Genomic DNA, 12,544 nt, shown 5'->3' on the forward strand with positions numbered 1-12,544 from the left:
CCTCATTAAATCACTGGGAAATGCTCTTATCAAGTAATTTTTTAAAATGATAACGGTTACATTATAAAGTAAATATATTCAAAAAATGCAACAATTTTTATTTTTCTGAAATAATTTAACAGAACCAGTCAATGCAGACCATAGACTGGAACTATTGGAATTATTTGTTTCCTTTTAACCAAAGGTCGATTTGGGCAAAGACTTTTTCGACAGCTTGCCGATTTGCTAAAGAAGGCATGTTAACTAAAAGAGCTTGCTTTGGAGCTCGAACGTTTTCGCCCTTCTTTTGTAAAATCAGTATGCTTTTTGCTGAACTTTCAGTTTTAAACATTGACATCGGTAATTGCAGGATACCCTGAATATTAACATGATCCTTCAAAAATTGATGGAGTTTGTCTGCCTGTTCACTTTCAAATAAGCCATTTGGTATCATAAAAAATAAATACCCGCCATCCTTTGTATGTTGCACGCTTTGTTCAATCAATAGATGATGTGCATAAGTACGTCCTTGATCTGCTTTAACGAGAAACTCTGAAGCTCTCTCATCATTAGGATAAAACCCGACTGGTAAATCACAAATCACGACGTCTACGGGATCAACATATAGTGGCATAATACTATCTTGATTAAAAAACTCGATTGAATGCTGCTGAAGATTAGCATTCACAAAGGCCAACCGGATTAATAAATCATCTACCTCAATTCCAATTGCATCTATTTCTTTTTCTTGGAGGTGATTGATTACGGTCGCCATTAAATTTCCAGTTCCAACTGTGGGATCCAATAGCTTGAAGGACTGTTTTTGAACAAATTTATTAACTAGGAACCCCATTAACATCCCAATCGCGTCGGGAGTCATTTGGTGGTTTGCTTGTACGTTGTCCTTCATTCCTTTTAGAATAACCAACTGGAATGCCTTTCGAATTTCTTCTTTTTGGTACTTCATCATGTTCACCTGATCATAAAGCTTTTCGAGGCGTTTTCTATTTAATTGGCTAAATTCTTCCTGAACAATTGTTCCCTGGAATAAATTCTCACCCGTCTCTGCAAGTGCTTCTAAAAATGTACATGATATCTCTTCTTGTATGATTTGAGCTGTTTCATTTATTAATGTAAAGAGCTCTTCTACCGGCGAGATTTTTACCATGACTTTCCTCCTAATTTATCCTATTCGTCTATTTTACCGAGCAACAGTGCTAACCTCAAGCAATTTTCTACAAAAACGGACAAAAAAATAAGCCCTATTATTAGGGCTTACCTTTTTCATTCATTATTTTGCTTGCTTTGCTGCTTCGATTGCTGCTTCATAATTCGGATGATTTGTTGCTTCGCTTACGTATTCTGCGTATGTAACAACGTCATTTGAATCAATTACGAATACCGCACGAGCTAATAAACGTAGTTCCTGAATTGCAACCCCAAATGCTTCACCGAATGAAAGGTCACGGTGGTCAGAAACAGTTTGAACTTTATCAATACCTGCAGCTCCGCACCAACGCTTTTGCGCGAATGGAAGGTCGACACTTACAGTTAAGATTTGCACATTGCCAAGGTTAGCAGCTTCTTCGTTAAAACGGCGAGTTTGTGCATCACAAACACCTGTATCTAAAGAAGGAACAACACTAATTAATCTAACGCTTCCTTTTGAATTCTCTAATGTTACTGGTGATAAATCATTGGCAAGAACGGTAAAATTTGGTGCCTTTTCCCCTACTTTTATTTCTTGTCCTAATAATGTTACTGGATTTCCTTTAAATGTAATTGATGCCATATTCATTTCCTCCTCATTTATTACAACTTTCATAGTGTTAATCATAACTATTTATCATGTTTTTTTCAATTAAGAAGACTTTTAATAATCCAAAATCATTTGGACTACATAATAAAACTCGCCTCTGAGGCGAGTTTAAAAGATTATAATTCCTGCTTTTGCCCATTGCTTCCATCATTGTCATTTTGACCTTTATCTGATTTATTCTGATCCTTCTTATTCATCATTTGTTGAATTTTATCAACTGCTTGTGGGGCCAAATCAAGAATTTTCTCATATAGATGAGTACTTTCATCAAGATGGAGCATTTTCACGCCACTGGAGCTTACAATTAAGAAAGCAATCGGTGTAATAGAAACACCACCACCACTACCTCCACCAAACGGATGCTTTGGTCCACCTTGGCCTTTGTCTTTATCAGAACCTGAGCCGCTATTTCCGCCATTGCCCCCATTACTGCCACCACTGTCGATAATAAACTCACTACCACCAGCAGCAAAGCCAAACCCTACTTTGGAAACCGTTAAAATTACACTTCCGTCTGGTGTTTCAACAGGGTCACCAATAATAGTGTTTACGTCAATCATTTCTTTTAAATTTTCCATTGCGGTTGTCATAAGCCCTTGAATTGGATGATCAGACATTCGTTATTCCTCCTAAACTACACACTTTTTGATTTATCCTTCGAGAGTATTTTTAGGTGATTCGACTGGAATTTCGGTCTGCCGCCCTTCCAGTATTTCACTAGTTTAATACCTGCTAACATAGCATACCCGATTCGAAATTGAATCATACATTGAAACCGAGTTTGCGAAACAGGTCGAAGGAAGCTCGGAGTAATAGAAAGTTCAGGCATATTTTTCATACGAAAATAATTACTTAACACACCTAATAGTCCTCCCTTTACCGCCCATAGTCCTCCGGTCAAAGTACCGGTGATAGCTGCATCACTAATTCCAATCACAGATTGCCATTTGATGTCTTTTATAGACACCTTACGGAGAAAATTGCGCACAATCTTATGCAAGGAGACGACATGCTTAAGCAAAGTCTTCGTATCTTCAATTCCTTGAATTAAGTCCTTGGCAGAGAATTTTTTTTTCTTTTGTTCCGGTTCTACTTGTTCACCAGCCTGCGTTTTTTGTTCATAAACAATCGCAGCAGAATCATCATCAATTTTAATAATTGGAACGGAAATTTTATATTTTATAAGACCAAACCAAGCTTTAATTTTTACATCTAACCGATCATCATCCTGACTATGATGGTAATTTATTAAAATGGTTATTTTTGTTATAGCGATGAGAGAAAACAGGAGCAACAGAATGATGAGACAAAGGAGTAACCATTTCAATGAATTCACGACCTTTCAAGCTTTAAGTATTGGCTAATTTGACCAAAAATAAACCTGCCGATTGATGATCAGCAGGTTTTAAAAGTTAACTTTTATGAATGACACTTGTATCAACAAATAAATCATGAATTCCTTGTTTCTTCGGAAGAAAAGCAACAATGAGATACAAAACAAATATCGACACAGATATATAACGTCCAATTAACTCACGAAATAGGACTGTGTTCCAGGTTAAGGGGGAACCATCCAAGTTTACAACCCTTAAACCGAATACCATTTTTCCAAGCGTTTGACCAAAATATTTCGTCATCAAGACAAAATAGGCGTAGAATATTATGGCTGTGGCAATCGACATCGGTGCCAACATACTTGACTCGTATAGAGAAATATCTAGTGCGCGAAATACTGGGTTAATGATCATTCGGTTTATACTGCCAATCACGATTAAATCCAGTAAATAGGCCCAAAAGCGCATCCAAAATCCTGCAAACCGAATCGGCAGCATCTGCATAGGTGGCTGATGAATAGCATATTCCGGCAATGATTCCATTTCCTCTATTTTGTTATTAGAAAAATCGTCCATGCTCATACTCCCCCTCCTTATTCCGCATATAAATACATGAGTCTTGGGGAATTAGGCTGGGACATGAGCTTCATAATGCCTGCCACTTCTAAATCCTTGCCAATTAACTTATTTGCTTTCATATTCAAAAATGATTCGAAACCAAAACTGTCGGAAAACTGAACTACTTGGGCACCTTTTAGTTTATTGTCTGATTTCATCGCGGCTATGCAATCGTCAAAATAACCAAAATTATCGATTAAATTCAATTCCTTCGCTTGCAAACCATCATATATCCTGCCATCGGCAATTTGTTTGACTTGATCAGTTGACATTTTACGCCCTTCGGCTATGACTTTAACGAATCCTTCGTACGAATTATCAATCATTCCCTGAAGGATTTTTCGTTCCTCTTCAGTCATTTCCCTGCTTGGACTCATGATGTCCTTATAAGGCCCACTTTTTATCGTGACAAAATCAACCCCATATTTCTCTGCCAAACCTGCATAGTTAATATTCTGCATAATAACTCCCAGAGAACCGGTCATCGTTTCCTTAGTGGCAAAAATTTTATCTGCAGGTGTCGAAATATAATAACCACCCGAAGCTGCTATTGCGCCCATCGAAATATAAATTGGTTTTTTAGTCTCTTTCTTTATTTCGACTAACTTATCATGGATTTCCGCACTTTCCATGACCCCGCCACCGGGTGAATTAACACGTATGATAATTCCCTTGATGTCATCACTTTCAGCTGCATAATCGAGCTTTTCCATAAATAAGCGATGATTATAGGTAGGGCTTTCGAAAAATGAGGAGACATCCCCTGTATCCTGAATTACTCCATTCACATCAAGCACAGCAATTTGCTTAAAAGGATCTCCTTCTTTAATAACCTCTTCAGTAAATGGCTCATCAGTCATTGCAAAGAATTCTGACAAGCCTGTTTCAACATTGGTAAAAGCAAATGTGCTTAATACGTTAATAATGATTGAAAATATAAACAAGCCAGCGGCAATTCCCAGCGCTGCCCATCGTTTTCCATTCATATGTACAACCTCCTCATCAACCTCATTCCCTTAGTGTTTAGAATTATTGGTGGATATATTATGTTTCAATTGTACAAAATAATTGGCAGAATAGGTAAAAATATCAACTAATATCAAAATAAAAAAATAAAGACCGACACAAAGTCAGTCTTTATTTTTTGCTGTGTAAAACATAAATGTTGATTTCCGCTCCAATCAACCTGCAAAATCAATACTTAGGTTAACAAAGCCTATTTTTAATAAGCTTATTATTTCACGCTGAATGCTGCCAGTTCTTTTTGGCGTAGTTCTACGCGGCGGATTTTTCCTGAAGTTGTTTTTGGTAGCTCTTCTAGGAATTCGATTGCACGTGGATATTTATAAGGTGCAGTTAACTCTTTAACATGATCCTGAAGTGCAGGAATTAAGTTTGAGTCGTTTTGATCAACATCTTCTCTAAGAACAACGAATGCCTTAACAATACTACCACGAATTTCATCTGGGCTAGCAACAACCGCACATTCTTTTACGAATGGGTGTTTAACTAAAGCATCCTCAACTTCGAATGGTCCAATCGTATATCCAGAGCTGATGATAATATCATCATTTCGTCCTTCAAACCAGAAATACCCTTCTTCATCTTTCTTAGCTCTATCACCGGTAACATAATACTCACCACGGAATTGCATAGCAGTTCTTTCAGCATCCTTATAATACTCTTTGAATAATGCTGGTGTAGAAACATGAACTGCGATATCACCAACTTCACCAACTTGGCATGGTTGTCCATCTTCATTGATAATTTCTACTTTATTACCAGGAGTTGGTTTACCCATAGAGCCTGGTTTTAATTCCATTCCTTTTGTTACACCAATCAATAAGGTATTTTCTGTTTGTCCATATCCATCACGAACTTCAACATTAAAGTGACGGCTAAATGTCTCAACTACTTCGCGGTTTAATGGCTCACCAGCTGATACTGCGCTGTGTAAATGAGGTAATTTAAATTCATCAAGATTATCAACCTTCGCCATGATACGGTATTCTGTTGGAGTACAACATAATACATTCACTTCATTCTTTTCAAGAATCTGAAGATATTTTTGTGGTTCAAAACGTCCGTTATAAACAATACCAGTTGCACCTGAACCTAATACAGATAAGAATGGACTCCAAATCCATTTTTGCCAACCAGGGCTAGCAGTTGCCCAAACTTTATCGCCTTCTTCAATTCCAAGCCAGTTTTTAGCAGCAGTGCGTAAGTGTGCATATGCCCAACCATGTGTGTGAACAACGCCTTTAGGATTTCCAGTTGTACCTGAAGTGTAGGATAAGAATGCCATATCGCTTGCTAATGTATCAGCGTAGTCAAATTGATCCGATACATGCTTAAGCTCACCATCTAATTGAGTCCAACCTTCGGCCTCTGCACCAATTACAAATTTAGTAAGCTTTTCTGCTTCTTCAATACCATCAAATTGGTCTAAGTATGGGTGATAACAAACCACCGCTTTCACTCCGGCATGATTAATACGATATTGTAGGTCTTTCTTACGAAGCATTTCTGAACTTGGAATGACGATAATCCCAGCTTTTAATGCACCAAGGTAAACTTGGTATGCTTCGATTAAGCGAGGTACCATGACAAGAACTACATCGCCCTTCTGTAAACCGCTTTCATATAATAAATTACCAACTTTATTGGCATTTAAAATAAGTTGTTTGTATGTAACTTCTTGCACATCTCCAGCTTCATTTTCCCAATTGATAGCTAGCTTATGTTCATCTTGTGCATACTGCTCAACTTCACTTACAAGATTGTATTTTTCTGGTGCTAAAAGATCTTTTCTTTCCATTCTATTTCCCCCTTAGTAAATATTACGATAGTAATTTCGCTACAACCTTATTTTATACTAAATTTTCACAAAATTTTAAATTATTTTTCTATTTATTTTGACAAAAAAATATAAAGAAGCGAGCCGTTAGACTCGCTTCTTGTAGCCATTTGTATTTTTTTGTTATTTGCTGAAACCACCACTAAATTGTTGTTGTGCCATAGATACTAAACGCTTTGTAATTTCACCACCAACTGAACCGTTAGCGCGTGAAGTTGTGTCAGCTCCAAGATTCACACCAAATTCAGTAGCAATTTCATACTTCATTTGTTGAAGTGCTTGTTCAGCTCCTGGAACTAATAATTGGTTTGAGTTGTTGCTGTTAGCCATGTGATATCACCTCCTTGTGATTATAGAGTGTGTAGAATCACATGGCTTCATTCAAAACTTTCATTGGTAAATGTTAACAAATATTTAACAATTGATTAGAATAATTCACTGATTTCGTCTACTGACATATTATGGTTTGTATTTCCAATTCTTATGCGTATCATTTCTGTTTCTTGAACGGCTTTTTCAATATATGGCTCAAAATCAAAATAACTTTCATAATGAATTACTTTTTCACGCTTTGGTTTTGTTTTTGGTGATGACGGTACGAAAACAGTACAGCAATCATCAAAAGGTCTAATCGAAATGTCGTAAGTGTCGATTTGTTGGGCAATTTCAATCGTATCATGTTTGTCGATCGTTATAAGCGGTCGGATAATTGGCGTATTCGTCACTTCATTAATCGCATACATGCTTTCAAGAGTTTGGCTGGCAACCTGCCCTAGGCTTTCACCCGTTACAATCGCCAAGCCTTCCCGGTTTTTACGAATTTCATCAGTAATTTTAAGCATCATTCTTCGGGTTGTCGTCATTGAATAATTAGCAGGAACTTGTTTTTGAATGATCTGCTGGATTTCAGTAAACGGTACAATGTGCAAATTAACGGAACCGCTAACTTTCGCTAGTTTCTCTGTTAAATCGATAACTTTTTGTTTAGATCGTTCGCTTGTAAATGGCGGGCTATAAAAATGAACTGCCTCAATTTCCAGGCCGCGCTTCATGGACAAATATCCTGCCACTGGACTATCAATACCGCCAGATAGCATCAGCATTGCCTTCCCGCTTGAACCAACTGGCAAACCACCTGCCCCACGAATGGTTTCACATGATAAATAAGCCGCATCAGCCCGAATTTCGATTAATAAGTTGATATCAGGATTCTTTACGTTGACCTTTAAGCCTGAACCGTCCATACTTTTTAGGATATGGGCACCAAATTCCTGATTAATATCCTCTGCAGTCAATTCAAACGTTTTGTCAGAACGCTTTCCGGTAATTTTAAACGTATTACCTTCTTTATACACCTGTTGAAACAGCGTCAATGCCGCATCCTTCATCTTATCAAGCTCTTTTTCAACTTTCACGGCAGGACTGAAAGACTGGATTCCAAAGATTCCTCTTAACCCTTCAATAATTTCATCGCCATTTTCTCCGTTTAATAAAATATACATTCTGTCTCGAGAAGCATCGATTTTTGCTTTTGGTGTATTTTTTAATAATGGCTTAATACTTTTACGCAATTTGTCGATAAATTGTTTGCGATTTCGTCCCTTTGTAGAAATTTCGCCATATCGTATAATAATCCGATCATAATTCATCTTATTTCATTACCTCACCTAACTGATTTATTGTTGCTTTAATTGCCTTAACGGCAATTTGTGCTTCCTTCATCGTGTTTTGATATGAAAAGCTTAACCGAATCGCACTTTTTGCCTCATCCTGAGATATTCCCATCGCAATCAGTGTTTTACTTACCGCTGCTTGACGAGAGGAGCAAGCACTGGTCGTCGACACAAATACGCCCTTATCCTCTAGTGCATGCACAAACACTTCACCTTTAAAGCCTTTAATGGAAAAATTCAAAATGTGCGGTGCTGCATCTTCCATTGGTGAATGAATTGTAATTTCGGGAACTTGTCCCAATTCATTTTTCACATATTGCATGATTTCGTTTAAAGAAGACAGCTTTTCACGATAGCAATCCATCGTTAGCCGAAGTGCTTTGGCCATGGCAACTATACCCGGAACATTTTCAGTTCCGCTTCTGTGCTTAAATTCTTGATTCCCACCTGAAAAAAGCGGGCTAATTTGTAGCCCCTCGCGCAAATAGAGGACTCCCGTTCCTTTCAATCCGTGAAACTTATGTCCTGAAATAGAACAAAGATCAATTCCGCAACCATATATGTCTAAAGGAACCTTGCCAACCCCTTGGACGTGATCGACATGAAACAGAATTTTAGGATATTCTTTTAAAAGCATTCCAATTTCCTTAATGGGCTGAATTGTTCCTACCTCGTTTTGAACATGAATCATCGACACAAGAATCGTGTCATGGCAAATTGCCTTTTCGAGTTCTGCAACGGATATTCTTCCAGAGTGATCAGGTTGAAGGTATGTGATACGAAATCCAAGCTCTTTAAGCTGTTCCATTGCTTCACGGACAGAGGCATGCTCTACCTCGGTCGTGATGATATGCTTCCCTCTTCCTCGAAACATTAAAGCTGTTCCTTTAATAGCAAGATTATTACTCTCGGTCCCACCAGAGGTGAACAAAATCTCTGTATCCTTTACTTGTAAAAGCTTCGCTATTTGAGCCCGCGCCTGAGATAACAATTTTTCCGCCGTTCCCCCTAGTTGATGCAGCGAAGACGGGTTGCCAAAATATTCTGTTGCCACCTTTGCAAAGGAATCCACGACTTCCGGATACGGTTTCGTAGTGGCACTATTATCTAGATAAATCATTTTTTTCCCCTTTCAACGTTGAACACTTACACGATAAAGCATATTCACTCCGTATAAATTCGTTCGATTCCGTACGTTTTCTCCGAGATTTATTATTCCAAATGTCACGAGAAAAAACAAATAAAACGAAAAGCGGAGGCGGCTTGCTCAGCCCCGACAAGCTTAAGACGAGTCGGCCGAAAGGTTGTTCTTTAACCTTTTGGACGGCTTGGCTTAAGACCTCGAGGGGCTAGCCGCCGGAGCTGGACAATATCTTATATTGATGGAACAAAAAAAGAGGTTCCCCATGTAATTGGCGAACCGTCCGCATCTTAGCTTACAATATTTTTTCTGTCATCATCGCTTCAATTTTCTTTAATGCACCTGGCTCAACCTTTTCTATCGTTGTTGCAGCCTGCTCCAATGCTGTTTTGTAGTCGAACTCTCTAAAGGCAAGCTCCGCCTCGTTTAGTCCTTCTGCTACAGATGGATATTTACTCTTATATCGATTTCCGTATTGAATCACTTTCTCGGCTAATCTGACATTTTCAATCATTTCATTTGTGCCAGATGCCAATGTTTCAACCGATAGTTCGGAAAGTTCTAAAAAGTGATGAACCGCATTCATATCAAGTGGTTTCTCACCAAGCTTCTCAATCAAATCCTCAATACTATCCTCAGCATCATCCAACAAAAATTCATATTCCTTTGGTAATCCTGGAATTTTGCTCTTAGATACCATCCGAATCGTTTCGCCCATTTTCCGCTTCAATTCTATTACTTTCTCACGTGCAGCCAATTCATCTTTTCTAAGTGCACGTAATGTTTCTTGATAAGCCAATTGTTCTTGGGCAATTTCTTCAATCATTTCTTTTACTTCAGTAAGCTCTGCAGATAGCTGTGTTTGCGCATATCCCTGTTCACTAATTTTTTGCTCTAATATTTGATAACGATTCAAAAGCTTTGTAATTTGCTTTTCAGAATTCCGCTGTGTTTCGAGTTCCGCCTCTGCAAGATGGTAAATTTGTCTAACATAATCTGTTTCTTCATTCAACATTCTGCAATGTTCAGCTATCTCTTGAAGTGCCTCTTTAATTTCATCCTTATGCTTTTGAACATAGTGTTTAGCTAATACTTCTTTTTCCAATAGATCATAAAATTGATCAATGGTATCTTTCACCGCATCAATTCCTTGTTCTACTGCATTCACTTCAGTTTGACTTAGTTGTGCCAAGAATAACGCGATTTGTTGTTCTAAGTTATTTACTTCCTCTTCAAACTGTAGATGATCGAGCTTGTAGCCCTGCTCCACCATTTCACGATATCCATCCTTCAATTCGTTGATTTGCATCGGCAATCCCGATTCACAATCAACCAACAACTTTGGAATGGCACGCATTTTTTCTGAAATTACCTGCATTCTATCTTTGATTGTTAAAACAATTTCTCGAGCCTCTAAATAGTCACCATTTTCCGTTTTTTCCTCAAATAATTGGAAGGATCTAATCATTTCGTCCAATTGCTGTTCGAACGCTTCTACTGTATTCCCAAACGTATGGCGATGCGCTAGCAACGCTTTTTTTGATTCACGGTATAATCCTTTTAAACCTTCTGCTTCTTCACGATTTTTTTGTTCACTGCCGACAAGGTCGTGAAGTTCAGCAAGAATTTTTTTAATCTCCAATTCATTTTCTTCAAGAACTGAAGCTATTTCTACTTGAATGTTAGTGGCTTTTTTAAATTGCAATTTATCAATCGCTTCTTCTGCTTCAAATAACATCACATCTAATTCTGGAAGCTGGACAGTTACAATTTCATCCCATTGCTTTCGCCACTGTTCAAATAGCTGCTCCGTTTGACCAGTCATATTGAGTTGTTTAACCTTTGCCAGTTCATCATGTACCGGTCTGTTTGAAATATCAACCTTCCAATTTTCTAATCGATCTATCTCTTTAAAAAAGTTTTTTCTTTTAATATAGCCGAGCAAGGCTACTACAATTATTAATACGATCCCAATTCCACCGATCACAAAACCCATCTTACCCACACCTGCTCTCACTTAATACGAAGTTTATATCCGTTTTCCGTTGCTTTCTATGATTTCTTTACCCCATGTTTTAATCGATAATCATGGTCAGTAAAGTAAAATGGTATATAAATAATGAACAAAATTCACTTAAGAATGTCCTTTTCAATGTTAATATGATACCATGTAAACGACATTTTTTGACTATTAAAATCATATTTTTTTAGACAAATTCTGCCTTTCACGTATAAATGCAATGTTTTCATGACAATTATGTGACAACAAAAAAATCGATTATATCAGGAGGTGTTCCCTCATGTCAAAAGATGGACATATTCACTCCCATTACTGTCCGCACGGAACAAAAGACTCATTTCAAAGTTATGTTAAAAAGGCGATTGAACTGGGCTTTAAGGAAATCACGTTTACTGAGCATGCACCGCTACCAGAAGGTTTTATCGATCCAGCCCCAACGATGGATAGTGCCATGGTCTTAGATGATCTCCACACCTATTTGAACGAAATCGAGATGTTAAAGCAGCAATTTACTGGTCAAATTAAAATAAATGCTGGACTTGAAGTTGACTATATCGAAGGTTTTGAGAAGGAGACCAAGGATTTCCTGAATAATGTTGGTCCACATTTAGACGATGCGATATTATCTGTCCATTTTTTAAAAATGAATAACCAATATGAGTGCATGGATTATAGTCCAGACGTATTTGCTAAACTTGTTGACGGTTTAGGTTCAGTTGAAGCTGTCCATAAAAAGTATTATGACACATTGATTGCCTCTGTTCATAGTGACTTAGGACCCTATAAACCAAAACGAATCGGTCATATCACGCTTGCACACAAATTCCAGCTGAAATTTCCAATAACAACAAGATTTGATAAAGAAGTAACTGAGTTGCTTAAAGCAATTAAAGAGCACGACTATGAACTCGATTATAACGGTGCAGGCTGCGCCAAACCTCTATGTCGCGAACCTTACCCACCTCAGTGGGTTGTCGAAAAAGCTTTATCACTCGGTATCCCACTCGTATACGGATCAGATGCCCATCAAGTCAAGGATATGGGACAAGGGCGAGACCAAATGGTTCACATGAAAACATCCTAACCGTCCATCTGGTTAG

Annotated in this window: 12 protein-coding genes; 1 reads left to right on the top strand and 11 read right to left on the bottom strand. The window is 37.8% G+C overall.

Annotated elements, in window-relative coordinates; translation table 11 throughout:
- Positions 1 to 160: 160 nt before the first annotated feature.
- The 11 genes from HHO41_RS10675 to ezrA all read right to left on the bottom strand — a co-directional run bounded on the left by HHO41_RS10675 (position 161) and on the right by ezrA (position 11,420).
- Positions 161 to 1,147 (bottom strand): class I SAM-dependent methyltransferase, encoded by a 987-nt coding sequence (locus HHO41_RS10675; protein ID WP_169098344.1) that lies wholly within the window; start codon positions 1,145 to 1,147, stop codon positions 161 to 163.
- Between the two features lie 123 nt (positions 1,148 to 1,270).
- Positions 1,271 to 1,771 carry a thiol peroxidase gene (tpx, locus tag HHO41_RS10680; protein WP_169098346.1) on the bottom strand — a complete coding sequence of 167 codons (501 nt, stop codon included), beginning with the start codon at positions 1,769 to 1,771 and terminating at the stop codon, positions 1,271 to 1,273.
- A gap of 143 nt (positions 1,772 to 1,914) precedes the next feature.
- Entirely contained in the window at positions 1,915 to 2,415 is a 501-nt protein-coding gene (gene ytfJ, locus HHO41_RS10685) for a GerW family sporulation protein (RefSeq protein ID WP_169098348.1), read from the bottom strand.
- 17 nt (positions 2,416 to 2,432) lie between these two features.
- Positions 2,433 to 3,134 (bottom strand): DUF2953 domain-containing protein, encoded by a 702-nt coding sequence (locus HHO41_RS10690; RefSeq protein ID WP_348981260.1) that lies wholly within the window; start codon positions 3,132 to 3,134, stop codon positions 2,433 to 2,435.
- A gap of 76 nt (positions 3,135 to 3,210) precedes the next feature.
- Positions 3,211 to 3,675 carry an RDD family protein gene (locus HHO41_RS10695; protein WP_248278426.1) on the bottom strand — a complete coding sequence of 155 codons (465 nt, stop codon included), beginning with the start codon at positions 3,673 to 3,675 and terminating at the stop codon, positions 3,211 to 3,213.
- A gap of 50 nt (positions 3,676 to 3,725) precedes the next feature.
- Positions 3,726 to 4,736 (bottom strand): signal peptide peptidase SppA, encoded by a 1,011-nt coding sequence (gene sppA, locus HHO41_RS10700; RefSeq protein WP_169098354.1) that lies wholly within the window; start codon positions 4,734 to 4,736, stop codon positions 3,726 to 3,728.
- Between the two features lie 248 nt (positions 4,737 to 4,984).
- A complete protein-coding gene (gene mbcS, locus HHO41_RS10705) occupies positions 4,985 to 6,571 on the bottom strand; it encodes an acyl-CoA synthetase MbcS (protein WP_169098356.1) in 1,587 nt (528 codons plus the stop codon).
- Between the two features lie 162 nt (positions 6,572 to 6,733).
- Complete coding sequence (locus HHO41_RS10710; RefSeq protein WP_169098358.1) at positions 6,734 to 6,940, bottom strand: alpha/beta-type small acid-soluble spore protein; 207 nt, start codon at positions 6,938 to 6,940, stop codon at positions 6,734 to 6,736.
- Between the two features lie 95 nt (positions 6,941 to 7,035).
- Positions 7,036 to 8,259: a tRNA uracil 4-sulfurtransferase ThiI gene (gene thiI / locus HHO41_RS10715; RefSeq protein ID WP_169098360.1), complete on the bottom strand. Its 1,224-nt coding sequence runs from the start codon at positions 8,257 to 8,259 to the stop codon at positions 7,036 to 7,038.
- Position 8,260: 1 nt separating this feature from the next.
- Entirely contained in the window at positions 8,261 to 9,403 is a 1,143-nt protein-coding gene (locus tag HHO41_RS10720; protein ID WP_169098362.1) for a cysteine desulfurase family protein, read from the bottom strand.
- A gap of 316 nt (positions 9,404 to 9,719) precedes the next feature.
- Positions 9,720 to 11,420 (bottom strand): septation ring formation regulator EzrA, encoded by a 1,701-nt coding sequence (gene ezrA / locus HHO41_RS10725; RefSeq protein WP_169098364.1) that lies wholly within the window; start codon positions 11,418 to 11,420, stop codon positions 9,720 to 9,722.
- A gap of 304 nt (positions 11,421 to 11,724) precedes the next feature.
- Here ezrA and hisJ point away from each other — a divergent pair, with 304 nt between their 5' ends.
- Positions 11,725 to 12,528 carry a histidinol-phosphatase HisJ gene (gene hisJ / locus HHO41_RS10730; protein WP_169098366.1) on the top strand — a complete coding sequence of 268 codons (804 nt, stop codon included), beginning with the start codon at positions 11,725 to 11,727 and terminating at the stop codon, positions 12,526 to 12,528.
- Positions 12,529 to 12,544: the final 16 nt, after the last annotated feature.

The organism is Bacillus sp. DNRA2 (assembly GCF_012843265.1).
GTDB lineage: Bacteria > Bacillota > Bacilli > Bacillales > Cytobacillaceae > Bacillus_BU.

Excerpts from the sequence above, each read along its gene's own strand:
- ytfJ (WP_169098348.1), bottom strand. The coding sequence starts at position 2,415 with ATGTCTGATCATCCAATTCAAGGGCTTATGACAACCGCAATGGAAAAT.
- mbcS (WP_169098356.1), bottom strand. The coding sequence starts at position 6,571 with ATGGAAAGAAAAGATCTTTTAGCACCAGAAAAATACAATCTTGTAAGT.
- HHO41_RS10710 (WP_169098358.1), bottom strand. The coding sequence starts at position 6,940 with ATGGCTAACAGCAACAACTCAAACCAATTATTAGTTCCAGGAGCTGAA.
- HHO41_RS10695 (WP_248278426.1), bottom strand. The coding sequence starts at position 3,675 with ATGGAATCATTGCCGGAATATGCTATTCATCAGCCACCTATGCAGATG.
- tpx (WP_169098346.1), bottom strand. The coding sequence starts at position 1,771 with ATGGCATCAATTACATTTAAAGGAAATCCAGTAACATTATTAGGACAA.
- HHO41_RS10675 (WP_169098344.1), bottom strand. The coding sequence starts at position 1,147 with ATGGTAAAAATCTCGCCGGTAGAAGAGCTCTTTACATTAATAAATGAA.
- ezrA (WP_169098364.1), bottom strand. The coding sequence starts at position 11,420 with ATGGGTTTTGTGATCGGTGGAATTGGGATCGTATTAATAATTGTAGTA.
- hisJ (WP_169098366.1), top strand. The coding sequence starts at position 11,725 with ATGTCAAAAGATGGACATATTCACTCCCATTACTGTCCGCACGGAACA.
- sppA (WP_169098354.1), bottom strand. The coding sequence starts at position 4,736 with ATGAATGGAAAACGATGGGCAGCGCTGGGAATTGCCGCTGGCTTGTTT.
- HHO41_RS10720 (WP_169098362.1), bottom strand. The coding sequence starts at position 9,403 with ATGATTTATCTAGATAATAGTGCCACTACGAAACCGTATCCGGAAGTC.
- thiI (WP_169098360.1), bottom strand. The coding sequence starts at position 8,259 with ATGAATTATGATCGGATTATTATACGATATGGCGAAATTTCTACAAAG.